30 protein-coding genes and 1 rRNA gene are annotated in these 26712 nt (G+C 37.7%); 8 read left to right on the plus strand and 23 right to left on the minus strand.

Annotated elements, in window-relative coordinates; all coding sequences use genetic code 11:
- Positions 1-89: ribosomal RNA gene (locus M3610_RS22520) — 16S ribosomal RNA — on the minus strand; the annotation flags it as partial.
- A 437-nt stretch (positions 90-526) separates the two neighbouring features.
- On the opposite strand from M3610_RS22520, the gene M3610_RS22525 reads away from it, so the two are divergent.
- The gene (locus M3610_RS22525; RefSeq protein WP_180230280.1) at positions 527-670 is read left to right on the plus strand and encodes a hypothetical protein; all 144 of its coding nucleotides are present in this window, start codon (positions 527-529) and stop codon (positions 668-670) included.
- 51 nt (positions 671-721) lie between these two features.
- On the opposite strand, the gene M3610_RS22530 is transcribed toward M3610_RS22525, so the two are convergent.
- The 6 genes from M3610_RS22530 to M3610_RS22555 all read right to left on the minus strand — a co-directional run bounded on the left by M3610_RS22530 (position 722) and on the right by M3610_RS22555 (position 5516).
- Complete coding sequence (locus M3610_RS22530; protein WP_251462784.1) at positions 722-1492, minus strand: class I SAM-dependent methyltransferase; 771 nt, start codon at positions 1490-1492, stop codon at positions 722-724.
- A 110-nt stretch (positions 1493-1602) separates the two neighbouring features.
- Positions 1603-2355, minus strand: a complete 753-nt coding sequence (locus M3610_RS22535) for an exodeoxyribonuclease III (protein WP_251462786.1) — start codon at positions 2353-2355, stop codon at positions 1603-1605.
- Positions 2356-2471: 116 nt separating this feature from the next.
- Positions 2472-3272: a divergent polysaccharide deacetylase family protein gene (locus M3610_RS22540; protein ID WP_251462788.1), complete on the minus strand. Its 801-nt coding sequence runs from the start codon at positions 3270-3272 to the stop codon at positions 2472-2474.
- Positions 3273-3369: 97 nt separating this feature from the next.
- Positions 3370-3810: a peptidylprolyl isomerase gene (locus M3610_RS22545; protein WP_251462790.1), complete on the minus strand. Its 441-nt coding sequence runs from the start codon at positions 3808-3810 to the stop codon at positions 3370-3372.
- Positions 3811-4054: 244 nt separating this feature from the next.
- Positions 4055-4507 carry a CBO0543 family protein gene (locus M3610_RS22550; RefSeq protein ID WP_251462792.1) on the minus strand — a complete coding sequence of 151 codons (453 nt, stop codon included), beginning with the start codon at positions 4505-4507 and terminating at the stop codon, positions 4055-4057.
- Positions 4434-5516 (minus strand): DUF2515 domain-containing protein, encoded by a 1083-nt coding sequence (locus tag M3610_RS22555; protein WP_251462793.1) that lies wholly within the window; start codon positions 5514-5516, stop codon positions 4434-4436. Before M3610_RS22555 ends, M3610_RS22550 begins: the two co-directional genes overlap by 74 nt.
- A 128-nt stretch (positions 5517-5644) precedes the next feature.
- Between M3610_RS22555 and M3610_RS22560 the strand changes: the two genes are divergently transcribed.
- Positions 5645-7510 (plus strand): terpene cyclase/mutase family protein, encoded by a 1866-nt coding sequence (locus M3610_RS22560; protein WP_251462794.1) that lies wholly within the window; start codon positions 5645-5647, stop codon positions 7508-7510.
- 34 nt (positions 7511-7544) lie between these two features.
- Here the strand turns inward: M3610_RS22560 and mug are convergent, their stop codons facing one another.
- The 13 genes from mug to M3610_RS22620 all read right to left on the minus strand — a co-directional run bounded on the left by mug (position 7545) and on the right by M3610_RS22620 (position 19712).
- A complete protein-coding gene (gene mug / locus M3610_RS22565; protein ID WP_251462796.1) occupies positions 7545-8051 on the minus strand; it encodes a G/U mismatch-specific DNA glycosylase in 507 nt (168 codons plus the stop codon).
- Positions 8052-8128: 77 nt separating this feature from the next.
- Positions 8129-8698, minus strand: a complete 570-nt coding sequence (locus tag M3610_RS22570; protein ID WP_251462799.1) for a YitT family protein — start codon at positions 8696-8698, stop codon at positions 8129-8131.
- A 110-nt stretch (positions 8699-8808) separates the two neighbouring features.
- The gene (locus M3610_RS22575; protein ID WP_251462801.1) at positions 8809-10134 is read right to left on the minus strand and encodes a Na+/H+ antiporter NhaC family protein; all 1326 of its coding nucleotides are present in this window, start codon (positions 10132-10134) and stop codon (positions 8809-8811) included.
- Positions 10135-10277: 143 nt separating this feature from the next.
- The gene (gene abc-f, locus M3610_RS22580; protein ID WP_251462873.1) at positions 10278-12149 is read right to left on the minus strand and encodes a ribosomal protection-like ABC-F family protein; all 1872 of its coding nucleotides are present in this window, start codon (positions 12147-12149) and stop codon (positions 10278-10280) included.
- A gap of 162 nt (positions 12150-12311) precedes the next feature.
- Positions 12312-12446: an RAxF-45 family protein gene (locus M3610_RS28080; protein WP_285851455.1), complete on the minus strand. Its 135-nt coding sequence runs from the start codon at positions 12444-12446 to the stop codon at positions 12312-12314.
- 227 nt (positions 12447-12673) lie between these two features.
- A complete protein-coding gene (locus M3610_RS22585) occupies positions 12674-13087 on the minus strand; it encodes a hypothetical protein (RefSeq protein WP_098576731.1) in 414 nt (137 codons plus the stop codon).
- A 27-nt stretch (positions 13088-13114) separates the two neighbouring features.
- Positions 13115-14002 (minus strand): peptidylprolyl isomerase, encoded by an 888-nt coding sequence (locus M3610_RS22590; RefSeq protein ID WP_251462804.1) that lies wholly within the window; start codon positions 14000-14002, stop codon positions 13115-13117.
- 21 nt (positions 14003-14023) lie between these two features.
- Positions 14024-15463, minus strand: coding sequence for a S1C family serine protease (locus M3610_RS22595; protein WP_251462806.1), 1440 nt, complete (start codon positions 15461-15463; stop codon positions 14024-14026).
- Between the two features lie 162 nt (positions 15464-15625).
- Positions 15626-17026 (minus strand): sensor histidine kinase, encoded by a 1401-nt coding sequence (locus M3610_RS22600; protein WP_251462875.1) that lies wholly within the window; start codon positions 17024-17026, stop codon positions 15626-15628.
- Positions 17016-17717, minus strand: a complete 702-nt coding sequence (locus M3610_RS22605; RefSeq protein ID WP_098576727.1) for a response regulator transcription factor — start codon at positions 17715-17717, stop codon at positions 17016-17018. The genes M3610_RS22600 and M3610_RS22605 overlap by 11 nt, the downstream gene beginning before the upstream one ends.
- Before the next feature lie 194 nt (positions 17718-17911).
- Entirely contained in the window at positions 17912-18478 is a 567-nt protein-coding gene (locus tag M3610_RS22610) for a TetR/AcrR family transcriptional regulator (RefSeq protein ID WP_251462807.1), read from the minus strand.
- 123 nt (positions 18479-18601) lie between these two features.
- Complete coding sequence (locus M3610_RS22615; RefSeq protein WP_098576725.1) at positions 18602-18799, minus strand: hypothetical protein; 198 nt, start codon at positions 18797-18799, stop codon at positions 18602-18604.
- A 370-nt stretch (positions 18800-19169) separates the two neighbouring features.
- Entirely contained in the window at positions 19170-19712 is a 543-nt protein-coding gene (locus M3610_RS22620) for a helix-turn-helix domain-containing protein (RefSeq protein WP_251462809.1), read from the minus strand.
- A gap of 177 nt (positions 19713-19889) precedes the next feature.
- Here M3610_RS22620 and M3610_RS22625 point away from each other — a divergent pair, with 177 nt between their 5' ends.
- Positions 19890-20777 carry a VanW family protein gene (locus M3610_RS22625; RefSeq protein WP_251462811.1) on the plus strand — a complete coding sequence of 296 codons (888 nt, stop codon included), beginning with the start codon at positions 19890-19892 and terminating at the stop codon, positions 20775-20777.
- 31 nt (positions 20778-20808) lie between these two features.
- Here the strand turns inward: M3610_RS22625 and M3610_RS22630 are convergent, their stop codons facing one another.
- Positions 20809-21078: a hypothetical protein gene (locus M3610_RS22630; protein ID WP_098576722.1), complete on the minus strand. Its 270-nt coding sequence runs from the start codon at positions 21076-21078 to the stop codon at positions 20809-20811.
- Positions 21079-21322: 244 nt separating this feature from the next.
- Between M3610_RS22630 and M3610_RS22635 the strand changes: the two genes are divergently transcribed.
- A complete protein-coding gene (locus tag M3610_RS22635; protein WP_251462813.1) occupies positions 21323-22036 on the plus strand; it encodes a class I SAM-dependent methyltransferase in 714 nt (237 codons plus the stop codon).
- A 135-nt stretch (positions 22037-22171) separates the two neighbouring features.
- On the plus strand, positions 22172-22423 hold the full coding sequence (locus M3610_RS22640) for a sigma-G-dependent sporulation-specific acid-soluble spore protein CsgA (protein ID WP_098576720.1): 252 nt from the start codon (positions 22172-22174) through the stop codon (positions 22421-22423).
- A 270-nt stretch (positions 22424-22693) separates the two neighbouring features.
- Here M3610_RS22640 and M3610_RS22645 read toward each other — a convergent pair whose 3' ends face one another.
- Positions 22694-23563: a YitT family protein gene (locus M3610_RS22645; RefSeq protein ID WP_396953668.1), complete on the minus strand. Its 870-nt coding sequence runs from the start codon at positions 23561-23563 to the stop codon at positions 22694-22696.
- Between the two features lie 556 nt (positions 23564-24119).
- Here M3610_RS22645 and M3610_RS22650 point away from each other — a divergent pair.
- Positions 24120-25373 carry an erythromycin esterase family protein gene (locus M3610_RS22650; RefSeq protein ID WP_251462817.1) on the plus strand — a complete coding sequence of 418 codons (1254 nt, stop codon included), beginning with the start codon at positions 24120-24122 and terminating at the stop codon, positions 25371-25373.
- Between the two features lie 42 nt (positions 25374-25415).
- Here the strand turns inward: M3610_RS22650 and M3610_RS22655 are convergent, their stop codons facing one another.
- Positions 25416-26021 carry a hypothetical protein gene (locus M3610_RS22655; RefSeq protein ID WP_251462819.1) on the minus strand — a complete coding sequence of 202 codons (606 nt, stop codon included), beginning with the start codon at positions 26019-26021 and terminating at the stop codon, positions 25416-25418.
- Between the two features lie 192 nt (positions 26022-26213).
- On the opposite strand from M3610_RS22655, the gene M3610_RS22660 reads away from it, so the two are divergent.
- Positions 26214-26417, plus strand: a complete 204-nt coding sequence (locus M3610_RS22660; RefSeq protein ID WP_098576717.1) for a DUF1657 domain-containing protein — start codon at positions 26214-26216, stop codon at positions 26415-26417.
- 74 nt (positions 26418-26491) lie between these two features.
- Positions 26492-26698 (plus strand): DUF1657 domain-containing protein, encoded by a 207-nt coding sequence (locus M3610_RS22665; protein WP_098576716.1) that lies wholly within the window; start codon positions 26492-26494, stop codon positions 26696-26698.
- The last annotated feature ends 14 nt before the right edge of the window (positions 26699-26712 follow it).

Here is a 26712-nt window from a genome sequence, read left to right on the forward strand (position 1 = left end):
CCGCTAGACTCCGAAGAGTCTCGCTCGACTTGCATGTATTAGGCACGCCGCCAGCGTTCGTCCTGAGCCAGGATCAAACTCTCCAAGAAAGTTGATTAGCTCATTTGTTACGTTGGCTTAGTTTCATATTCAAAACTAAAAGTTATTGTTTGTTTGCACGATTTTGTTTGTTTAGTTTTCAAAGAACAAGTCTATTAATCTTTCGTCAGCCAATCGAGTGATTAGCGACATTTGTTATTTTAACATAACAATTAAACATCGTCAACTTCATTTCGAAATTACCTTTTTAAATCTTTAAATTAGTTATTTCGTTTCAGCGACAATGAATATCATACTACCCCATTAACTATTCGTCAACCATTTTCTTTCAATCTTTTTAATTTGAATTGAATGGTTCTGAAGAAATTATTGGACTTGCAATTATCATTGTTAATAACATACCTATAGAAAAGATAAATAATTAGGTTTAGATTACTTTTTATAGGAAAAAATACTTTTGTACTTGTGTTTTGCAAAAGGAGATGACATGAAAGTGAGTATGGACTTCATGAAAAAAGAGGATGAAAATGGATTCGTTGCTCCTAGTGAACAAGAGCAATTAAATCAATCGGTTTTGGAAGAGAAAATGCCGGAATTTGATGTGATTGGAACAGCTTTGAACGATGTTTAAATGGCAAAAAACCTTTGCAAAAAGAGAAATCCCTCTTTCTGCAAAGGTTTTTTACCTTTTTAATACCTTCATAATAACTGCTTCACCTTGAAATGAGATGACCTGATCATCCGCAATTGACACCCTGAATTTCTCTTTTACTTTTTGAGAGGAGTTTTGGATGTAGTTGGATAACTTATCTTTTTCATTCTCTGGTAAATTCATTCGATTACACCAAGACTCATATTGGAATGTTTTTTCAAATCGATGTATTTCATGAACCTCAAATCCATTCACCTCAAGCATGTGGAGCCATTCACTCTTTTTCCAAGCGCGAAAATGACTGTAGTCCCGGCATTTTTCGACCGTATTATAAAATAAGTCATAGTCATCTTCTTCTGGAACAACATTATCATCAAGTAAAAACTGACCAGATGGCTTTAACACCCGATGAACTTCCTGAACAAATTTATTTATGTTAAGAAAATGGTGCGGGGCAATCCGACAGGTAACAATATCAAATACTCCATCTGAAAAAGGAAGATTTTCTGCATCCCCTATTTTAAAATCAACATTTAAATGACCATTAGCTCGAATAAATTTTTCTGCTGCTTTTAACATTTCCGGAGTTAAATCCAAAGCTGTGACTTTCTTAAGCAGAGGAGCAAACGTATTAGCAGTATGTCCTCCGCCAGTAGCAATATCCAGTAAGTCTTCTTCGCCAGTGAACGTCGCCAATTGGACAAGTTTTTGCAAGTCATTCCCATCCTTGTGGATGGCACTACTCACATAGGAATCAGCACTTTTTCCAAACTGATGTTTTACATCTTTTTTACTATCCATGTCATTTCCCCTTTCCGTAACTTTCTATAATTCAACTATAATGCAGCTACTTCATAAAGAAAATGACAGGTATTTTATGATTTACCATAAGAAAACCTAATTGTATTAAATCAATTGATTTCTAATAGGATTGGACAATGGTCGCTTCCCATTACATTACAATGAATGTCCACATTCTTAAGTCGCTCACGTAACTTTTCAGAGACAATAAAATAGTCAATTCGCCAGCCAATATTTCTTTCCCGGACTTTAGCCATATAAGACCACCAGGTATAAGCGCCCTCTTGATCAGGATGAAAATAGCGGTAGCTGTCGACAAACCCCTCAGCCAGTAAGGCAGTCATTTTCCCGCGTTCTTCTTCCGTAAAGCCAGAATTGCCTAGATTTGATTTAGGATTGCGCAAATCAATTTCCTGATGAGCAACATTCAGGTCCCCACATAGGACCACTGGTTTCAGTTGATCTAGATCTTTTATATGTTGAAGAATTCGATCTTCCCATTCCAATCTAAAATTAATTCGAGCTAAATCTCTTTGTGAATTTGGGGTATAAACATTAACTAAGAAAAAATCATCAAATTCTAAGGTAAGTATTCTACCTTCGTCTTCAGATTCATCTGCCCCAACGCCATACCGAACGGAAAGTGGTTTGTTTTTTGTAAAAACGGCAGTACCGGAATATCCTTTCTTGATTGCATAGTTCCAATATTGGTGATAACCATCCAACTCCAAATTAATTTGCCCTTCTTGCAGTTTCGTTTCCTGCACACAAAAGATGTCTGCATTAACTTCCTGAAAATAATCCAAAAACCCTTTTTTAACACACGCTCTAAGCCCATTGACATTCCATGATACTAATTTCATTTTTTGCGATTCCTTCTCCCTTAGTTACTAATTATTAATTTGTTTTTGATAGGAGACATTTTATCAGTAATGGTGCAATTGTGAAAGTAGAATGAACGCGAAATAAAAGGCAGTGGTTAACTGCCCTTTTTTAATGGTATAAAGTATTTTTCTGCTGCCTTGCCGGAAAACAGGTCAGAGGCAGGGACAATTTTTATATTTCGTTTTTCGAATTCATCTATCGATTGAAAAACACCAATCGAACATACCTTTCCTGTAATACCAACATGCCCAATTGCAATTCCTGTACCTTTAATTTCAGTAACCTTTGCTAGTCTAATCATTTGTTTGTATACGTGTGAAGAGGAGGAAATGTCGTCTAAAAATACATCCCTTTTAAGGATGGGAACACCTAGCTCTTTGGCTATTTTCGGGAATTTTGTCTTTGGGCTCGTCGCACTATCGATGATATATAATCTTTTTTTCTTAGCCACCTCAACGATTGCGCGAACAATTTGTTCATTTTCAACGGCAAGGGAACCCATATGGTTATTGATTCCGACAGCATATGGAACATCCTTTATTGCATCCTCGACAATTTGTTTTACTTCTGCTGCTGAAAGATCATTCGTGATTGGCCTTGGTCCAAGCCAGGATCTTTTCCCTCTTTTCGGTTCCATTGATAAATGAATCATTACTTCGATGCCGTATTTATGTGCCCATTTGGCATGTTCCTTCGAGTGCTCGGTAAATGGCTTGACTGCAGCAGTAATCGGTATATCTCCTTCAAGGAAGTCCCGGACCCCACCTGTCCCGCCGCCAAAATCGTCAATAATAATCGCAGCCTGCAAATTTTTAGCTTCTGTCTTTTGGGGTTTAGCTATTAATTGAAAGGAAAAAAACAGGAATGGAATGAGTATGAAAACAAATTTCTTCATAAATAACCCCCAATTTGACTTTTGAGGTTAATTTACCCTATCCAATCATAAATTAGACAAAAAAAAGAGAGAGCAAAGCTGCTCTCCCTTCTAAGGATTACTCCTCATCAAATACTTTAACTTCTTTCATTTTGTCACCATTTTTCATTTTAAGAGCAGTCTCTAGTCCTGATGTCACTTGACCAAAAACAGTGTGAACACCATTTAAATGTGGTTGTGATTCATGAACGATAAAGAACTGGCTGCCCCCTGTATTTTTACCTGCATGCGCCATTGATAATGAACCTGGAACATGCTTGTGAGGATTTCCTTCTGTTTCACAATTAATAGTGTAGCCGGGGCCACCCATCCCAGTTCCCGTCGGATCTCCTCCTTGGCTTACAAAGCCAGGGATGACACGATGGAAAACCACACCATTGTAAAAACCTTCGTTAGCTAATTTTTCAAAATTCGCAACTGTACCTGGAGCTTCATTAGGGTAAAATTCAAGCTCCATCTTTTCTCCATTTTCCATTACTATGTATCCTTTTTTAGCCATTAAAAAACACTCCTTTATGTAAAAATCATTATTATCATACACTTTTCAAATAAGAAAAGAAAGTTTCGCACCCCAATTTTCGATGATTGGTTATATTTCTAAGTTTGTAGTGGTAATATAATAGTACCCCTTCCGAACATTCGCTTGTTGCGGGACACTTAACCACTGTACGGACGGAAGGGGCAAGGTGTAACTAATGGTTACATCGCAAAAGCCGAGATGAAAAATCTCGGCTTTTTGTCTGTTAACCTTTTTGTTTTGCCATCCAGGTGTAAAAAGAATAAATAAAGGCTAAAAATAGCAGGTAGCCAAAAAACGAATTAAGGTGTTTCCAGTTCTCAGCGTGTTCAAACCATCCCAACAATTCCGCAAACCTTTCAAAGATGGGCATAAAAAGACTGATGAATAAGATTACTCCTGCCTTCCCCCATTTATTCAACCGGTCCATAACCCGTAGGAAAACGAAAATAAACACCGGTATCACCACAAGTGTAAATCCAATATTAATGGAGAAAACATTTGAGATTGGCCTCATTGGAAACTTATATATGCCTTTACCTACTAAATATAGATCTAAATACGTCGCAAGCAAGGTTGCTAAAAACACCGTTACAACGGAAGGGTTAGTCCAAAATCGAAATGGCTTTTTTCGCGATGGCTGCGAGTTCGAGTCGTTCAAGTGTTTTACAGTATTCATGTATTATCTCCCCGTCTATTTTTTCATGGTCCTCAATTAAATAATCCACCACATGATCATCTTCAAACCAATCCCCTTTTTCAGCCTCCGTTTGGCTGACATTCTTCCAAGCGAATTGAAGGGCTGGACTATATATTTTTCTTGCCCGCGGTCTAAGCTGACAGGCTTTTAAACGTGTTTGATAGGCAAATCCTGGAGTCCCTTCGTTAACGTTATTAAAAATATGCGGCCAGTAATCCTTCCTTGATCCGGTATGCGGATGGTTTTTTGCCCAGTCTACTACTTGTTTTAATCGCTCCCTGTTTTTAAAAAGGATCGTATATAATCTTTTTCCAAGTAGAATACGCTCATGTAATGACTCAAACTGATGGAGTGTTTGCCCTGCTAGGTTCTTTTTTCCATAAGGAAAAAGAATATGGTTAAATGAAAGCAAATCTTGGAGGATAAATTCGAATTTATTTAACACACCCTTTTGGTAAAGCGGATTTTGAACCACTCGTTTCTCCAAATAACTTTGTTCATTGATAACCAGGGCGATGGCAAGGATATAGGCTTCTTGGGTATGCCAAAATTGATTCCAAATGGTTTCCATGAAGGTTGAAATATGGAGATAAGAACATAAATAAAATAATGGTTTATTTTGCCTTAAACTCTCCTGATACAGCAAAAATTGCGGGTATACATCTTGGAAAATCAGCCAATTCCCACGCTCTAAAAAGGCAAAAAAGGTTTCACTATCTTTTTTCGAGAGCAAACGGGTGAGAAATTCTCCCTTTAAGTCGGTCATGTTCCAGCCGCCATTACGGGAAACCATATGTCCAAGGAATGCCCAATGGATTTCGGGATGCAAGAGGTAAAATTCAAGATAAGCTTTTGTTCTAGTCACATTATTTAGGTTATGCACGGCTGTCTTTTCTCTTATTTGTTCTAAAAGCGCACCATCTGCTACCGTAAGTTTCGGCGGCACCACTGCTTGGTTGCTCTTATTTTTTAATTCTTCTCTAATCATTTCTAGTGTGGTTTTTTGGCGATTTCTCGTAAAAAAAATGGCTCATGACCTCCTATACGAATTCTCCTTCCACCAATGGAATATGTATGAATGAGTATAGATTTCTGGGAGAGGAATGAGAAATACCTATGATTAATACTAGCAAGGGCATCGATTGGCTTATTGAAAGGCTCCGAGCAGACCAATCTCCCGACGGATCATGGAATTACCCTTTTGAAACAGGATTGTCAACAGATGCCTATATGATCATTTTATTGCGGACATTGGAATTAAATGATGAAGAATTAATTCGAGGCTTGGTGGCGAGGATTTTTAGTAAGCAAGAAAAGAATGGGGCTTGGAAGCTTTTCTACGATGAGGGCGAAGGCAACTTGACCGCCACCGTGGAAGCCTATTACGCATTGTTGTATTCAGGGTATGCCAAGAAGGATGACATGCGTTTGCGAGCGGCGAAAAAATTTATTTTATCCAAAGGCGGCATAGAAGAAGTAAGTATCTTTACCAAAGTGATGCTTTCTTTAACAGGACAATATATTTGGCCAGATTTTTCACCTCTTCCCATTGAATTTATCCTCCTGCCACATTATTTTCCAATTAATTTTTATTCCTTTTCTGTCTTTGGGCGAGCCAATCTAACACCAATTATTCTACTTGCTGATAAAAAGTTTTTTATTAAAACGTCAATGAGCCCTAATCTTTCGGAACTATATTTACACCGGCAACAGGAAAATCTCTGGTTTCGCTCCTCGGAATACCGTTCCCTGCTTTCATTTATCAAGGATGGAGTTAAAAGATTAATGGGCTTACCTGAACAACTCCATCAGTTAGCGGTCGAACGGGCTAAGAACTACATGCTGAACCACCTCGAACCCGACGGCACTTTTTATAGTTATTACAGTTGCACCTTTTTAATGATATTTGCTCTGCTGTCCCATGGGTACAAGAAAACAGATCCCGTAATCACCAAGGCTGTGAATGGGTTGCTTGCGATGAAATGCGATATCAACGGCCATCCCCATATGCAGTACACAACAGCAAATGTCTGGAATACTTCATTGATTGGTTATGCTCTGCAATCAGCCGGGGTCGCCTCAGATGACCCAATGGTGACAATGGCCAATCAATATCTTTTAAACCGGCAGCATCATAAATTTGGTGATTGGGTCATTCATAATCCAAAGACATTGCCAGGAGGATGGGGATTTTCAGATGTCAATACGATGAATCCAGATGTTGACGATACAACAGCATCACTTCGGTCTATTTCGAGAATGAATCCTCTTGAAAGGCATGTCTGGGACCGGGGCCTTAACTGGCTTTTATCGATGCAAAATGACGATGGCGGCTGGGGAGCGTTTGAAAAAAATACTGATACAAAATTATTCGAATTTCTCCCCATTGAAAAAGGAGAATTTTTGCTAACAGATCCATCTTGCGCTGACATTACGGGGCGAACGCTAGAGTTTTTGGGGAATTACACGAATCTATCTAGGGACCATAAAGCAATCCATAAAGGGGTGGAATGGCTGTTAAGTAATCAATTGAAGGATGGGTCTTGGTATGGTAGATGGGGAATTTGTTATCTTTATGGAACATGGGGAGCCCTTACAGGGTTACTTGCCGCTGGGATTCCTTCTAATCATGCAGCTATCCAAAAATCCGTAAAATGGTTAGATGGTATTCAGAATATAGATGGCGGCTGGGGTGAGTCATGCCATAGTGATAGCAAAAAGGCTTATGTGCCATTAGGATTTAGCACCTTAACACACACTGCCTGGGCACTTGATACCTTGATTGCTGCTTCAGAAGAACCTACAGAACAAATAAGAAACGGAATCACCTATTTATTAACTTCCCTCGAAAAAGAAGATTGGACTACCGCTTATCCGAAGGGGCAAGGTATGGCCGGTGGTTTTTACATTCACTATCACAGCTATCGCTATATTTTTCCTCTTATCGCCTTGTCCCACTATAAGAATAAATTCGAAGTATAAAAAACATCGCCGGGGAGCATCACCCGACGATGTTTTATTCCGATAGCAGAGGGACAAGCTCTTTATAGATATTAATAATTTCCTCCAACTTCATACGTACTAGACCACTAGAAGATGGCGCTACGAAATCGACAACCCCTGGAACAATGCTAGTGGTTTGTCTTCCCCACTGAATTACTTTTAACCCACTGTATTGCTGATAGACTCCTTTTCCAACAAAGCAGACAATCTTTGGCTTAAACTGATCGATCTTCTTCTTTAAGATCTCACTTCCCTCTCTATACTCTCCTTTGGTAATTTCATCCGCTGCCTTTGTAGGCCTTTCTACAATATTTGTAGATCCAAATCCTAAATCTAAAAGCTTCGCATCTTCCATTGCTTCATATTTCCGTGGTGTTAACCCTGAATCGTACAATATCTTCCAAAAACGATTGTTTGGACTTGCATAATGATGCCCAAGTTCACTAGAGCGAATGCTTGGATTAAAACCAACAAATAAAATCTTTAAATTTTCCTCGAGAAGATCTCTGAGAGGTTCCATCGTATACCTCCTTATTAACAAGCTTGTTTATATTTACTCATCTTACCCCTAATGTGTAATTTTTACTTTATTACATTCTACTCAATGTTCCTAGTGGTAATCAGACTTGCCAAAAGTCCCACTATTGCAACGATAACAAGCGAATAAAAAAGTTTCACATCTTGCAGCAGGAACAAACCGGTAATAATTATAACAGCATCCATCACAAACATAATTAACCCAACATTCATTCTAGACCATTTTGCAATAAGCAGGGCCAGCAGATCCATTCCGCCTGGACTAATATGATTTCGGAGCATCACCCCAACCCCGCTCCCAATGATTACAGCTCCTATAATCACACTGCTAAGGACGGACAAATGAAACATTCCATTCAATGGCACCAGCAATTCAATCATAATTCCGGAACAGATTGCTCCCATCACACCATTAAAAAAATACTCGGGATCTGATTTGTATGCGTACATGTAAACAGGAATATTTAGTAAGATAAATGTCATCCCAACTTTAAAACCCAAAATATATTTTAGCAGCAGGCTGATACCAAAAAATCCTCCATTAATGATATGTAATGGCAGAATAAACCCATTAATACCAATCCCGATCATCGTACTTCCGAACCCTATTATCGCAAACTTTTTCAGCATCTGATCATCCCTTGTCCAAATTCTTTACTACCACATATATGAAAGATTTAAGGACTTCATTCGGAGTGATTAATATTGGATGCAGAAAAGGAGTCGCATCGGACTCCATTTTAGGCTATTACTGTCTGCTTTTCCTTAGATTTTCGTGCTTGTTTTACTAAGGATACTAGAATCGTTAAAATGGGTAAAATCCATAAAAAAAGGGCAAATGGAAGGTATGCCATAATTGGTATTCCAACAATAGTACTGCACATGATGGCAAGCACACTCCAGGGCACCACCCCCGGAAACAACATGGTGGAATCCCCCATAACTCGGGCTAACTCTTCTTTACCATAGGTATTAGACCAATGCGGAAGGAAGGATCTGCCGGTGAGGATAATTGGCAATGTTTGATTTGCTGCGATTAACGTGATTAAAAATGTCGCCAGCATTGTTTTTAGTGTGTCGCCAGTAAGCGTGCGGGATGATTGTAACCATCTATCTAAATAGGGCTGAATGACATTCATTTCTTCCAAAAGTCCATTATATGCACCTGCTAAAGCTAGAAATAGTAGCAATTCATACATATGAAGGAACCCACCGCCTAGACCCTCGATTCCATGCCACAATGAGAATACGAGTTTTGGCCATGAAGATCCACTGAAAAGTGCAATGGATGCTGCTGATAGAATACTTGTTAAAAAAGCATAAACGATACTAATTCTTAAAAGGACAAATATAATTAAGATAAACGGTGGGATAAATTTAATGAGAGAAAGATCATTCCAACTTACAAGTTGCTGCTTTGAACCAGCCGTACCTAGGAATAGATAGTCCGCCGCTCCATAAAAGCAAAAGCATAGAAAAATAGCGGCTAGCGTAGTAAAAAGCATTGCTTTCCATTGTCTTTTTAAGGGCAATTCAACTGTATGTGACAATAGTTGGTGGGCGCTTGAAAATGGGGAAGTTCTATCTCCTACAAATGCACCTGAAACCAAGGCGCCTGCCACCAATTCGACGGGAAGTTTCAGAACGATGGCCGTTCCAATGATTGGTATGCCAATTGCACTTAAAGTCCCGACTGTTGTTCCTAGCAGCATGGAAAATACCATGGCACAGAGAAAGGATAAGACAAAAAAATGATTTGGAACAATAAAATGCAGAGCAATTTCCACCATCTGCTGAATAGTCCCTGCTAAATACCAAGACGGCAGTAAAAAACTCACCAGAAATAGGATTAAGATGACAATTCTAGTTTTATTCACACCCAAAATACTAATATGTAGAATCTGTTTTAAACGTAATTTTTTTCTCGCAGCCAACCAAGTAAGTACGAGATAGCCTGGAAAAAATCCTATGACTAGCGGATGATGAAAGATGACTGACCAAACCACCCCTGTCAAGGTAACGATTAAAAGGAGCGATACTTGCTTTAAAGAAAAATGAATATTCATACCAACCCATCCTTTATGAGAGAAACATCTCTAATTATAAGAAAAAGCACCCCTTTCGAAAAGTTATTTCTACCACAAAAAAGAAGCCGCAAACTTGCGACTCCATTGCAGCTCCCCAAATGTTGAAGGGGAGCTATTTCTTTTTAGATAATTTCTTCTAGCTGTTGGTAGAGACTATCACGTTTATGTTCCCGTTCCTCTAATTCAAGATAAATTCTTTGCAGCAATTCAAGTTCACATTCCTCACTAAGTTTTTGTTTTAAAATCTGAATTTCCGATTCAATTTGCTCAATTTTTTCCTCAATCAAGGCTGACCCCACTTCTCCCACTTTTGATGCCTTAGGTGAGGAAGTTTTCGTCAACACTGGCCTTTCCGGCTGTTTTATCTGGATTGTTTCTTCCAATTTGCTTTTTGCCCAATCATAATTCCCGTCGAAATAGCGAACAGTCCCATCCTGGAGCCAGTATATTTTCTTAAACAATTTATTGAGAAAATATCGGTCATGGGAAACAGCTAAAATAGTGCCATTAAACTGTTCAAGCGCTTCCTCTAACACCTCACAGGAATCAATATCGAGATGATTGGTTGGTTCATCCAGAATCAAAAGATTAATATCCTGGTACATCAACTGGGCAAGTCTAAGTCTCATTCTCTCCCCGCCGCTCAGTTGACTAACCTTCCGAAAAACGGCTGGTCCGTAAAATAAAAAACGCGCTAAAATATGACGAGCCTCTCCTTCATTGACGACGACTTCAGACCGAAACAGGTCAATCAGCTGTTGTTCGCCAATATCCGTAAAGACATGTTGTGACAGATAACCTGCCTTTACATTGCTGCCCACCTTGACAACACCTTTATCTGGCTCCATTTCCTTCAGAATCATTTTTAACAGTGTGGATTTACCGGTACCATTTTCCCCGACAATTGCAGTTCGGTCCTTATATTGTACGAGCATGTTTACTTTGTCAAACAAGTTCTTCCTTCCAAAACTCTTTGCAACGTCCTCTATGACGATTACATCTTTACCGCTTCGATCATGGGCTTCGAAATCAATCGCCATTTTTTTGACGTCTATTTTTGGGCGGTCTAGTTTTTCAATTCGATCCAGTGCCCTCTGCATATTGGTCGCCCGTTTATGAAGGGCAGCACTTGGTGGATTGGAGCGGTTCGCCCAGTCACGGAGACGCTTTATTGCTTCTTTCATTTTTTTAATTTTTTTCTGTTGTTCTTGATATTCCTGAAATTCTCTTAAGAGCCGTTCTTCTTTTTCTTTCACATAACCGCTGAAATTCGTATGATACAGTTCGATTTCTCCATCTTCCATTTCCAGCACTTTCGTGACCACTTCATCTAAAAAGTAACGGTCATGTGAGATGAGAATAATCGTTCCTGTATATTCCTTTAGAAAGGCCCCCAGCCATTCAATCGCTTTCATATCTAAATGGTTGGTCGGTTCATCTAGCAGAAGAAGCTCAGGATTTTTCAATAAACTCAAACCCAATCCAACTTTTGTTTTTTCTCCGCCGCTTAATGATGAGAAGGGTTTATCAAGCAGGTCGGTAATATTCAACCCGTTTGCAATCCTATCCAATTGGGCATCCATTTCATACCCGCCATTTAAGATAAATTCATCCTGGAGCTTTCCATATTGATTCATTAATCTTTGGAGGTGTCCTGGTGCAGCTTCATCTCCCATTTCAACTTCTAATTGTCGAAGCTTAGTTTCGGTGGCTGTTAATTGCTCAAATGCTGTTTTTAGCACTTCTTTACTTGTTAGTTCCTTGAAATCAGGTATCTGGGCCAAGTAACCAATCTTCAACCCCTTTTTCCAATGGATAACCCCTTCATCAACCGATTCTTGGTTGGCTAATAGCTTTAATAACGTTGTTTTACCACCGCCATTACGCCCAACAAAGCCAATCCTGTTTCCTTCTTGTACTTCAAAGGATAGATCTTTAAAAATTATATTTCCGCCAAATGATTTGGTAATATGGTTTACACTGCAAATAATCATGTTCATTCTCCTTATTTATATAAATTAAGATGAACACTCTCTTCCAAATAAAAAAGCCGCGGGCATCTTTTATGACCCGCGGCTAGTTAAAATTAGGCATGAAAAAAGAGTGCAGATTTGCGCACTCTCTTCCTGCTTATTTAAAGTGGGTAAAGAGATGTGTTATCGTTCCATATTCATTTTGTAATTTTGAAAAAAGGGCAGACTACCCCCTTTGAAAATTACACCATGAAAAATTGCACGATAAATATTGAGTGCTTCCAGCCAAACTAACCGTGCATAAATAGAACGTTTCATCTCTTCTCCACCTCCGTTTCCAATTAGTTAGTTTCATTGTAAATAGTTCTGATACCGATTGCAAGCCTATTTTTTTCTGATTAATCTAAAGGTTAGGAATTCAGATTTCGCCGCTTGGGGCGGTTATTTCGCGGATCCTCGGGTGGATTTCGCCAAATTGAAAAGTTATTTCGCCATTTTTCCGTGTTATTTCGCTTACTTGACACTTTTTTTTCGCCAATCCCCATTTAATGAAGGTACTTTTTACGAGATCCTTGCCTTCTGCGATAGACAAACTTCCTAAAGTCATCTTCTTTTAGATTACCATCATAGATCAAAAATAATAATGATTGGTACTCTGGATACCGATCCTTGACAAAAAGGGCGAACTCCTTCCGTTCGCCCTTTTGCATCAATTTAAACTCTTCCTGGTTAATAATATCTTCAATCTTCTTTTCATAATAAGCTTTCGTATCTTCCCACTTTTCCTTGCGATTCTCCAATACATCTCGGGCATACTCAGGCAACTTCTCAATCACAAGATCAATATAGCCCTCTGACCACATAATCATTTTATCCTTTTCAGGAAGTTCAAAAACCATATGCATTAGTTCAAGATCATCTACTGTATCATTCGCTGCAAATTTCCCGACCCGATTCATCTTGTTATTCACCTCGTGACCATTAGGTTAGACTTTTTCTAAGGTATTCTTAATATCATAACTCTTCCTCTTTTTCTCTAGCCATGTTCCGTACTCAGTGTCAATTTTCTGATCTAGTAATGTTTCTTTTATTTTAGCCTTACTTTCATTATAATTTGCTTCTTTTCCCTTCTTTTTAGCCTCTACTTTAATAATATGGTACCCATACTTTGTCTTTACAGGCTTACTAACTTCTCCGACGGCAAGGCCAAATGCAGCATCATCAAATTCTGTGACCATGGTACCTTTTGCAAAATAACCAAGGTCGCCTCCAGCATCCTTCGTACTCTCATCGGTCGAATATTCTTTCGCTAACTTTGCAAAATCTCCGCCATCGTTTAACTTTTCTTTGACCTCATTCGCGGTTTTCTCATCAGCAACGAGAATATGACTTGCTTTAATTTGCTCGGCTTGGGCAAATGTATCTTTGTTTTCATCAAAATAAGTCTTCATTTCCTCATCGGTAATGGTAATTTCCGGCTCCAGCAATTTTTTAATCGTCAAGTAATTTTTTAGATCTTGTTTTAGGTATGTTAGAGAAGTATTGTTAGTTTCAAGCGCTTTATTAAAGGCTTCTTCGCCGCCATATGATGCTTTTAGAGTTTCAATTTCTTGATTCAGTTCACTATCTTTAACACTAACTTTTTGTTTTTTAGCTTCTGCAGCCACAATTTTTTCGCTAATGATTTTATCCATGGTAGCAGGACCGTACTTTTCGACCATTTCACTATATAACTCGTCTTTACTAATGGCCTCTCCATTAAACGTTGCGACTGTATCCTCCTTCTTAAGGGTGAAACTTAGTAAAATTACTGACGCTACAATAAGTACTGATAGGATTATTACCATGATTTTATTTTGTTTTAAAAATGACATTTTTCTTGATACTCCCTCCAATTAATCCGCAAGTTTCACATTTACAGTGATTTGTTTTCCATCGCGGTAAACTCCCAATTTTATTTCATCCCCCTTGTTTACTTTCGTATATAGATATTTTCGTAAATCAGAGGAACTGGTAATTTCCGTGCCATTCATGGAAACAATAATATCTTTTACTTGGAGTCCAGCGTTTGCAGCTGCTGAATTGGCCTCAATATTTGTGAGCATCACACCTTTTGTTGTGCTCGGCAGGTTTTGCCAATACATTTGTGCCACTTGATTAAGATCGGCAAGTCCTACCCCAAGATATGGACGGTCGATTTTACCATTCTTAATTAATTCATTTACAATGGGAATTAGATCATTACTAGGAATCGCAAAGCCTAACCCTTCGACACCACTCTCTGAAATTTTCAAACTATTAATGCCAATCACTTGTCCTTGTGGGTTAATTAAAGCACCCCCGCTGTTCCCAGGATTAATTGCTGCATCGGTTTGAATAACATTGGTATCCCAATTTCCTGCAGAGGTTGTAATGGCAATACTTCGGTTAGTTGCACTCACAATCCCTTGTGTGACTGTTCTTGAAAGATCAAGTCCAAGCGGGTTCCCGATGGCAAAGACCTGGTCGCCCGGACGAAGTGTTGACGAATCACCGAAATCAGCCGTTGCCGTCACGTATTTGGCGTCAATTTTTAAAACAGCGAGATCCGTTAAAGCATCTGTGCCAACCACTTCAGCGGTGGCTTTTTCACCGTCATACAAAGATACTTCTAGTTTCGCAGCCCCTTCGACGACGTGGTTATTGGTGACAATATAGGCTGTATTATTATTTTTTTGAAAAATAACTCCCGACCCCGAACCGCTTTCCACACTTTGTGAAGAACTAGAATTTCCATAAAAATTATTCTGTTGTTGCTGATAATTGACAATCCCGACAATCGCCTTCGATACCTTTTCAACTGTATCCGCAATCGAATTAGAAGTTGTCGCTGTTGGCTGAGCTACTACAGGTTTGACCACAGTACCTTGTTGAGAACTAATTGCCTCTTGAGACTCCACTTTCGGGAAATGATCTTTGATGTAGTCTGTATGTGGCAAAATCGCTAATGTCAATACAGACCCAATTACCCCAGATGCAAGTGTGGAGGCAAAACCCTTTACGTTCCGTTTTTTCATTTTCTTCTGATCCACTTGATTGGTTGTACGCGTGGGTTCCATTCTTGGTGTTACTGTTGATTTCGTTGCAGGTTCAAATTCAGATTGTGCTTCTTGTTCCTCACGATTCCCAAAATCATTTGTTTCCACTGTGAAGGTCGCATCCACTGCATAGGAATTTTCTTCAGTATGGTTGATTTTGATTGACTCTTCTAATTGTTCTTTTGCTTTTGTAATTTCTGTTAAATCAGATGTATTTGGTTGATCTTTATCGAATTCATTATCATTTTTATAATCCATTTCATTCAATCTCCTTTAAGCATTCTTTATCTTGTCTTTACTTTACCTCGCAAATCTTAAGAAATTATTAACAAACTATAACGGCTTTTAGAAATATCTACGAATTTTTATCTTTATTGAACAAAAAAGCTGCAGGCACCAGCCCACAGCTTCTCGCAATTTTTATAGTTTAATGACGAATTTTGTTCCTTTTCCCTCTTCACTGAAAACATTAATTTCCCCATTATGAAGGAGAACCAATTGCTTAACAATCGAAAGGCCCAATCCAAATTCTCCATAGGGGTTACTGGTCCTAGAGATATCAGCCTTATAGAATCGTCGCCAGATGTTTTCTATCTCACTCGGATCAATGCCAATCCCGGTATCCTCCACTTCAATAATGGTCGACTGCCCTTCCTTTCGCCCGCGAAGCCAAATCGTCCCGTTCGTGGTAAATTGAATGCTATTTTTGGTAATATTAATTAAAATTTGAATCAGTCGGTCATAGTCAGCATTTACAATAACTTCTGGTTCTGCCTCAATTAGAATCTGATTATTTTTATCCTCTGCTTGCAGCATTAATTGATCTTGAATAATCTCAAATGCCTCAAGGAGTTGGATATCTTCTCTGTACAACCGAATTTGATTGGAGCGTATTTTGTCATAATCCAAGTTTTCATTGACAAGGCGGATAAGTCTTTTTGCTTCTTGACTTACAAGATTTATTCCTCTTTCTTTATCTTCCTCTGGAATCATATCATTTTTCAAGCCTTCGATGACGCCGCTAATAGTCGTTAAGGGCGTCCGCATTTCATGGGAAACATCCGATAAAAATTGTCTTCGTCTATTTTCTAGACTTTCAATTTCCTCCATCGAGGTATTAATTTTATTAACCATATGATTAAAATCATTTGCTAATTCACCAATCTCATCGAAATTTGAAGATGCAACGTGGACATGATAATTTCCCGCTGAGACAAGTGAGGTTGCTTCACGAAGACGTTTAATCCGGTGCACATGAATTCTCGATAAAAACCAGCTAAGCAGAAAGGAAACAACAAGCGCAATAATAATGGCGTACATAATATACTGATTAACACGATGAACCATGGCACTAGAGCCGCTAATCGGTGAGGTTAATAGAATTCCACCTATAAAGGTTCCATTATTAAGATACGGTAAAACAACAAAGGTAACCCCTTCTTGACCGAACCTTTTAAAATCACTATTTACCACAAGGGTTCGACCTTTAGAAATCCGATCCCAATCCTTGTCAGACAAACCTCCAATTGCTGGACCCTGTTTTCCAACAGCATATAGTTTTCCATATTGATCAAAGATACTAAAGCTCATTTTTCTTGTTGTCAACACCGAACTATAACGATTAATAATTTGGTCCGCAGCTTGTGGAGATTCATCAATCTCGGAAAGAATCGCCTTCCCGTAGGATATCAGTTCATTTACTTTATTTTCATAAACCAAATTTTCAACATAATGCGCAAACAACAAACTTAATACTAAGAAAGCAACAATTATAATACTGATATGACTGAAAAATTGTTGGTAAATGTATCTAAACTTCATCCGTTTTAATTGACTCATCAAACTTATACCCTACCCCCCATACTGTATGGAAGAATGGCTGTGCAGTTGTTTCAACTTTTTTCCGAAGTCGTTTAATATGGACATCCACCGTTCGTTCGTCTCCATAAAACTGATAGCCCCACACTCGTTCCAGAAGTTGCTCCCTTGAGAATACTTGGCGGGGATGTTCAACCATATAGTAAAGTAAATCAAACTCTTTTGGTGTTAAATTTGTGACCGGGGTACCGTCGACGATCACTTCTCGTGTATTTTTGCTAATTTTAAAATGTTCTGTCTGAAGGAAATCGCCACTTTCCTTAGGTACTTGGGGTTGGAACCGCCGTGTTACTGCCTTAATTCTTGCCATTAATGTCAGCGGACTGAATGGCTTGGTCACATAATCATCCGCACCCATTTCAAGACCAAGCACCTGGTCGGACTCACTGTCTTTGGCTGTTAACATGATGATTGGAACCGTATAATTTTCTTGACGAATTTTACGGCAGATGGTTACTCCGTCCATACCCGGGAGCATCCAATCGATAATAGCTGCATCCCAAGTCTCTTCTTTAATGCGGTTGTATCCTTCGAGTCCGTCATTCACAAACTCCCCATCTATCCCTTCTTTGGCAAAAAACATTTCAATCATGGAACAGACACTTTTATTATCTTCGATCACTAAAATTCTCAAAATAATTCAACTCCTACTAATACCTAAAATGTTCTTTTTATTAAGTTTATCTCAAAATTTAAGCATATCAACTATAAACACCATTCTTCTATACTAATTAATAGTTTGTTCATAGTTTATTAATATTTCTCCACAAAAAAAGGCTTGAATCACTTCAAGTCCCCTTAAAATATAGTGTACTATACCTTTTTTCTTTAATTGTCTTGAATTCCCTTTAAGATCATTTCGACAAAAATCTCCGCAACTTCTTCGTCTGTGCAGTTTCCATCTGGATTAAACCATTGGTAACTCCAATTGGTAATACCAAGAATCCCCATAGTAATGATAGGGGCATTTAGATCAGCACGGAGCTCCCCATTTTCCATACCGGCACGAATTAGTCCTTCAATGTTTAGTCGGAATTGGTCTCTTTTTTGTTCAATTATTTTAAGATGCTCGGGACTTAAATTATTCATTTCCCGAAAGAAAATTTTAGCAGCCGCACCTTGGGTTGTTATATTCGTAATTAGCATATAAACATTCGCAGATAATTTTTCCTTGAATGATTTTGAAGTGTCATTTAATATATGGTTCTGAGTATAAAGTAAACCGTCTATATAACCAAGGTGGATATCCATTAGTAATTCTTCCTTACTCGAAAAGTAATAGTAGAAAGTTCCCTTTGTAACACCAAGTGAATCAACGATGTCTTGAATGGACGTTTCGGTAAAACCCTTTTTTTCAAATAGACTGATGCTTTGTGCTGTAATTTTTCCCTTCACATTATGTCCTCGCATTCTCTTATATGTCTAATGAGAATTATATCATATTCAATAATGCCCCTTAAGCACCAACGAGGATCTAAATTGTTTTAGAGTATTCATTCTCAACTAACGAAAATCCCTTTAATACCTTTTTGTTAATGATCTTTTTTGCTTGTTCATTACTTCATACGACTTTTCAATGATATCTGTTAGTACATCTCCTTTATAGATTCGACCAAGCTTTAATCCTTGTTGGTAATATTCAACGATTTCATCTAGCAACTTCGAAGTGTCTTTTGTAATTCTTACATTTAATTGAATTCTTTCGTTTTCAGACATGTTATTCACTCCTATATATCCATTAGCAATCTGCTAGCACTTTTCTATCCTGTTGTTATCATCTATTAATATACTATATTTCAACAAATTTTTCAGCAGAAACAAAAAAAATGATCATCAAAATGATGACCATTTCAGACTGTCGACAATCTCGAAGGATTCGAGGTTAAAAATCGACAGTCTTTTTTGTTTGGCTAACTACATTATACTAGTCAGTTGATTTCCGTTCCAGCCGGCTTCGCTTTCCGCGGGCGGTTCGGGGAGCCTCCTCAACGCTTTCAGCGCCTGCGGGGTCTCCCCTGTCCCGTACTCCCGCAGGAGTCTTCGCCGCCTTCCACTCCAATCAACTTGTACTTACTTATCATTTTTCTTAATTTTTCTTTTTCTCTGGAATCACGATTGTAGCTACTGTCCTTCTTCTCCTCCCCTCTTTTGGTTCGTTTTTAATAACTTTTTGATAAACAGCTGAAAGTTCGTTTATAAATTCCACATACTCCTCATCATTTAAGTGGATGGATGCTTGTCGGAATGTGACACCATCGGTAACTAGATCAATGCTGTCTTGATCTAAGTATCGATCATATTCGCCCATTAAATTGGCCATAAATTTAATAAAAAGGCTCATATGTTCATCTTTTGAAAGCTTATTTAAGTCTTCAGGACCAATGGATACCTTGTCAGGATTATGGATGGAATAAACTTTTTCGACTGTTCCTCTAATTGGAATTTCATCTACTATATGAATGACTTCTGCTTCAACTAATTTTTTTAAGTTGCGATACAATGACGCTTGCGGGATATCTGGTAGAAATTCTTTTAATTGCTGCGCTGTAAGTTGTTGGTTAATTAAATACTGGATGATTCTCATTCGAACAGGATGCAAAATAACGTCAGCAGTTGATTCATTTATCATATAAAATTAGCTCCTATATATTATTATCATTCTCAATAATGAGAATATTATATTTTTTGATTGTTGTAAAGAAAAAAAGGAAATTACTTTTGAATTTTTCAAAAATGATTGAATCTGTTTTGTGATTACATGAATTAGCTTACTTCTACCAATATTAAAGTGAGGGGGTTGCTAAGTATGATTTTATCTTTGTTAATGGGATATTTCCTGTTAACCCAACCGGTTATTAATGTACAAGATCGTCTAACTATCACCAAGGACGGCCATACCGTAACTACGATTAATCGTGAGGACTTCACCTATTCCAAAACCGGCCTGCCATTATTAAATTCTAGAAAGTACAGTAGATTTTTGGATAATTTAAACAAACAATTTTCCATTGAACCAAAAAATGCCAGCTTGGATCAATATGGTGGTATTATTCCAGAAAAAGCCGGGTCTCAAATCAATCATCAAGCATTTACAGAGAAATTTTATGCTTATATTTTTAGTTCTAGACAAGCAAAGGTCATGGAATTACCTTTCCATGCAGTTTATCCAAAGGTGGATAGCGAATTACTTAGTGATATTCGCAGTATGAGAATTGGGCGTTATGTTACGTCTTTTAATCCCAGTAATAAAAAAAGATCTACCAATATAGAACTGGCAACAAAAGCAATTAACAACCAGGTGGTTTTTCCGGGTGAAACATTTTCCTTTAACAGGGTAGTTGGTAAAAGAACAGCTGCGAAGGGCTATTTACGTGCCAAGGTCATCGTAAGAGGAGAATTCTCAGAAGACATTGGCGGTGGAATTTGCCAAGTATCCTCAACCCTATATAACGCTGTAGATAATGCAGGCATCAAGATTGTAGAGCGGTTTTCTCATTCCAGAAAGGTCCCTTATATTCCACCTGGACGTGACGCAACGGTTAGTTGGTATGGAGCCGATTTCGAGTTTAAGAATACCTATAATCAACCCGTATTAATTCGAGCAAGGACATTAGGCCATCTGTTAATAATAAGTGTATACTCTTCTGAAAATATTAATTACATACCGAAAAAAGTCCCAGCTCCACCATATTAAAAAGTCCGCAGCCAATGTGCGGACTTTTTTCTTATTGTTTTTTATTATTTAATGCACTCATTAATAGCTCCTCTGAAAACTCTGTTAATGCAGCATTATCCATTAGATTAAGATTGGTTTTAGGTGTGAAATTTTTTACCATATTTTTAAAAGGAAGTGCAACGTCTCTACGTTTTCCCTTTGTCACTCCAAAAACAGCAGCACTTAAACCAATGCCTAATAGAGAGGCCCACATTGCTCCTCTACTTTTACGTTTTCTTGCAAACATTTTGAGAAACGGTTGAGCTTTCATTTTTTTCATCTAAAGCACTCCTTCAAATTGAAATGGAAAGGATCCTGCCCTTCCATTTCTTTAATTTGCGCTTATTAAAAAGAGAATATAGCAAGAAATAAGAACTTAATTAGTTATTTACTGGTATGTCGGTTCCTTTTCAGTTTACATTACACACTTATTTATCCTTTTATTATTCAGACTAATTTGAAAGAACCTCTCACCTATATTTTACATAAACTGCTACAAGATAAATGAGGTGGTGTCTTTATTTATGGGAGGTTTAACTTATTTTGACTTCTTAGCCAAATTTGGGGTGGGTGGAGCACATCCTGGTGGAATTCCATTAACAAAAAATATTTTGTCCAATGAAGATATTACAAATAAGTCACGTATCCTAGATGCCGGCTGCGGCACAGGCCAAACAGCAGCATTTCTTTATCAGCATTATTTTGCAAAGGTAGTTGGTGTGGAGATTAATCCAATCATGATTGAAAAAGCAAAAAATCGATTTCAGTCAATAGGTTTACCAATCAAGTTAATCCAAGGGTCTGTTGAAAAACTTCCCTTTAAAGATGATACTTTTGATTTTATTTTATCAGAATCTGTATTAGCCTTTGTTAACAAACCTGTTGCGATTAGTGAATTTTTTCGGGTTTTAAAAAAAGGCGGACGGCTGATTGCCAATGAAATGACCATTAACTCAAAACTAAGTCCTCAAGAGGAATCTGAAATAATGAAGTTTTATGCTCTGGATTCTTTATTGTTGGAAGATGATTGGCGAAATTTATTTATTCAGGCAGGATTCAAAGATATTGTTATTAAAACAGAAAAAACGAATATAAGTCATGGTAATAATACCACTGAATTTCATTTCTCGAACAATTTTGAACCTGAATTATTTCAAATTTTAAATGAACATGGGAATATCATATTAAAGTATCAGGATGTTTTAAGCCATCGAATAATAACCTGCTCAAAACTTTAATTTATTGAAGCCTCTCTCCTCTAATGGTGAAGTGGCTTTTTATTTGAAGAAATACGGTTAATAATTTTTTTCTTATCAGATGAATATTAATAAGGTCTCGCCCTAAAAATATGAGGTGAAAGGAACGGTGAAATAATGGATAAGACGTTGGGTTACTTACGAGAAATTTTGTCAAATTACACAGATGATCATTCGGAAGGCGGTCATATTTACCGTAAACTAACCGAAGGCCAATATACCTCTGAAGGGTCCTTTGTTCGAGATTTAAATCAAAAAGAAATCAATTTTCTAAATAAAATACTTCCGAAAGAAATTAGTTATGCTAAAGAAGAGCAGGATGAAAAAAGAGCATATGAATTGAATGAAGTTTTCGAGCTTTTATTCTAAAACTGGCAAAGAAAGCGCTTTCCACACAAAAAGATGGCAGGATTTTCTGCCATCTTTTCTGGAAATAATTCATATTTTGTAATTTTATTTCCTAGGTAAGCGCAAGGTACGACAAAACGCCGACTAATCACCACGCCGATTCCGCAATAACCGACATAATACAATAAGAAACTACATAAGTTCTTCTTAAAAATCTCCCCATAACGACAAAATACATACTTCGCTCTTTGTTTCCATCAGATTATTCGAATGAAATTGTGATTGCAGCATCTAATGGATATCTTTTTTCTTAAATCTTCCACCACGGACTTCCGCAATATCCGCTACTGCTAAAAAGGCACTATCATCATTTTCAGTCACAATTTCCTTTAATTTTGCTTCCTCAAGACGATTGATCACGCAAAAAATAACTTTTTTATCATCACCTGAATATGCACCTTCACCATTAATATATGTTACACCACGACCGAGACGATTCATGATTGCGTCTCCAATTTGTTTTGCATTATCACTTATGATCCACACCGATTTGGATTCATCAAGCCCTGTAATGGTAATATCAATTGTTTTGTAAGCTACAAAATAGGCAATAAGCGAATACATTGCGCGGTCCCAAGTGAATACAAAACCTGCACACGCTAGAATAAAGAGGTTAAAAAACATAATGATTTCCCCAACAGAAAAAGGGAGCTTTTTATTAAATAGAATCGCTAGAATCTCGGTACCATCCAACGAGCCTCCATACCGAATGACTAATCCGACTCCAATACCAAGAGCAATCCCCCCGAATACCGTTGCAAGTAGAATATCTTGTGTAAAAGCTGGGACGGGATGCAGTAAAGTGGTTCCAATCGAAAGTATGATGATTCCATAAAGAGTGGATAAGGCGAAGGTTTTCCCTATTTGTTTATAACCAATAAAGAAAAAAGGTATATTAAGAATAAAGAGGAACATCCCTAATTTCCAACCTGTTACGTACGAAAGCATAATAGAGATTCCCGTGATACCACCATCAATTACATTATTAGGAACAAGGAATATTTCTAATCCTATGGCCATTAAGGCTGCACCAAGTGTAATTAAAAGAATTCTTTGAATGATCTTCCTCTTCGTTAATCTACGATGCTGAATTTTTGCCATAATTGCTTCCTGCTGTTCGATTAAAGTCAATTCTTGTGTTCCCGACATTATCTGGCCCCTTTCAAAAATAATTTCCTATTTCCATTATATCGGATTCATCCTGCTAATTATAATCAAATGCTTATTTATTTCCTTACAAAATGAAAAAAGAGTTACCTCAATGTATGAAGTAACTCCTGAATTTAATTTACATCTTAGGAGACCCAACCATGACATTAGTCTATCAAGATCCAATAATCAATCAGCTAATGTGTGTTTGTTCCGTTGAAGGAATTAATTCACATGGAATTAATGGAATTCAAATTCCCAAAAGAAACTAATTTTCGGTTTATCGATAGAGACTCATTACTTACTCGTTCACAATCGGAACGAACACGTATGGTTGAGCCTCCTAAGATGTGAATGTTTATTTCTATCTTTTACACTTATATTATAACACGGGACTTTTTTAATTTACGGACTAGAAGTGTCAAATATGTGAATTTTTGGATATGTAAGTGTTTGAAGTGAGGGGTAACTTATCTTTAAGTATAATGGAAAGGATGCTTAACATCTTATGCTTAAAGCTATTAATAAATATGCGAAACCTTTTAACACAACTGATGATCTCGATCCATTAATTGATGCAATTGGTGATGCAAAATATGTCCTCCTTGGGGAATCTTCTCACGGAACCTCTGAGTTTTATTCACTCCGAGCAGAGCTATCCAAAAGATTAATTAAAGAAAAAGGCTTCTCTTTTATTGCAGTTGAGGGTGATTGGCCCTCATGCCAGAGTATCAATCAATACATTAAGGGATTTAACCATTTGACGAACGACGTACGGAGAGTACTGGAAAGCTTTAATCGCTGGCCTGCTTGGATGTGGGCAAACCAAGAAATGACCGGACTTATTGAGTGGCTGAAGGATTATAATCAACAAACTAATCTTTCTCAAAAAGTTGGTTTTTATGGTTTGGATGTCTATAGTCTTTGGGAAAGTATGGATGAAATTATTCGCTATTTAGAAAAAACGAATTCCAGGAGCCTGCAAGCCGCGAAAAAAGCTTTTTCGTGTTTTGAACCCTTCAACCGCAATCATGAATCCTATGCTGTTTCGGCAGGATATCTCTCTGAAGACTGTACGAGAGAAGCACTCGAACTTCTCGCCTCCATCCAGAGAAACAAATGGAAATTTGAAGACAATCAGGAGAGCAGCTTAAATATGGAGGTAAACGCCCTTGTTACTGCAAATGCTGAAGAATATTACAGGACAATGGTAAAAAGTGACTCTAAATCCTGGAATGTCCGTGACCACCACATGGTAGAAGCGCTCAACTCCGTGATGAACTTTTATGGAGATCGTGGAAAAGCAATCATCTGGGAGCATAATACCCATGTCGGTGATGCCAGGGCAACGGACATGAAAGAAGAAGGAATGGTAAATGTCGGACAAATAATTAGGGAACAAAAAGGATCGGAAAATGTGTACATCGTCGGGTTTGGAACCTATAGCGGTACGGTAGTTGCATCGACTGAATGGGGTAACGACGTTCAAATCATGCAGGTACCCCCTGCTCAATTAGGCAGTTGGGAATCACTAATGCATAAGACCAGTCCGGCTAATAAATATTTACTTTTTACTGATCAGAACCGTCAGGAGTTTTCGACCACCATTGGTCACCGTGCAATCGGTGTAGTTTACAGGCCAGAATACGAACATTTCGGTAATTATGTTCCCTCGAACATGGGGCAGCGGTACGACAGTTTTATCTTCTTTGATCAAACAAAAGCATTGCAGCCACTTATTTTAGAACATGTGCTTACATGAAAAAAAGTCTTCCTTCAGAGGTTTTGAAGGAAGACTTTTTTATTAATCCACTATTGGATCTTTAAAATTATCAGTAGTAGGAATTTTGTTTTCTTTTATTTTATTTTCCACTCGCCATTTATGTTCAACCAATTTATCATTACTAGGAATCGTTATTTCACTGCCATCTGGCATCTCAAATCGATATTGATAAAAACTGGTTGTACCTTGGTGGTTTCTGTATAGAATATGTACTTTTGAAATACGATCCCATCTATATTCCTTTTCTTTTAGGCTTTTCATTGTATTATAATGAATACCCTCGTTATCCAAATAATAATAGTTGGTTAAGCTTGAGATAAATGCGGGGATACTAGCTAGAATCATTGCCCATAAAACCACTTTAAACCAAATACCTTCCCATCGCTGTCTAAAAATAAGGTAGAGAGTTAAAATGACTGCGATATAAATCATCCCACCCATAAAAGTGATATAAGCAGAAAATGGCGTTGAAAAAAACCATTGCGACCGAGAATAATAAACCATACTTTGGTATGATGGCACCGCAATAAACGGCACAAAAATACTGCATATGTACAAGATAATCGTATACGCGACCAGTTTTACATGTTTTTCCTCAGTCGACTCACTTCTCTTTATCGATAGCAAAAATATCCCTCCATTATTTTCCTGTATACTTTTGACGAGAACTCTTCCAAAAAGTTTCATAAACATCATGAATTTTTCTATAACCTTTTTTAGCTAAATGGTAATTTTTTTCGATTATATTAATACATAACCACTGGAATTATCCGCATACTATTTTTGTATTTCAATTATTTCACGAAAGAAGGATTACTTATGACAGTTGGAACACAAGTAAAACAAGCATTGGCAGGACTAAAAAGTGCTCAGGCAAGTTTTGAAACCTTTGCACTAGCCACAGATAACCAAAATGCAAAGCAACTTTATCAACAAGCGGCACAACAGACTCAATCTGTTCTTGATAGCGTTGAACCGCGCCTTCAAGAGATTCTCAAGGAAGAGCCTCAGTATAATCAATAAAATGCAGTTTTAGGTTGGCATTTTTGCCAACCCCTTTTTGATATATTGAATCCCTTATGAAAGGAAGTTTACTTGTGACTATCGCTTCAAATGTTAAGCAATGTCTAGCTACTATGAATGGAATCGAAGCACAACTTGCTTCCTTCGCGCTAAATTCTTTAGATAGTGAAGCACAAGCTACATTTAATCAAGCCATGTTAACGGTTGGAGAAGTAAAAAAAGACCTCCAGTATCGTGTATTAGAACTTGAACGACATGAACCCCAATACAAAGGGTCATAAATCTTGAGGTGAGA

The sequence above is a fragment of the Neobacillus sp. MER 74 genome, from assembly GCF_023714155.1.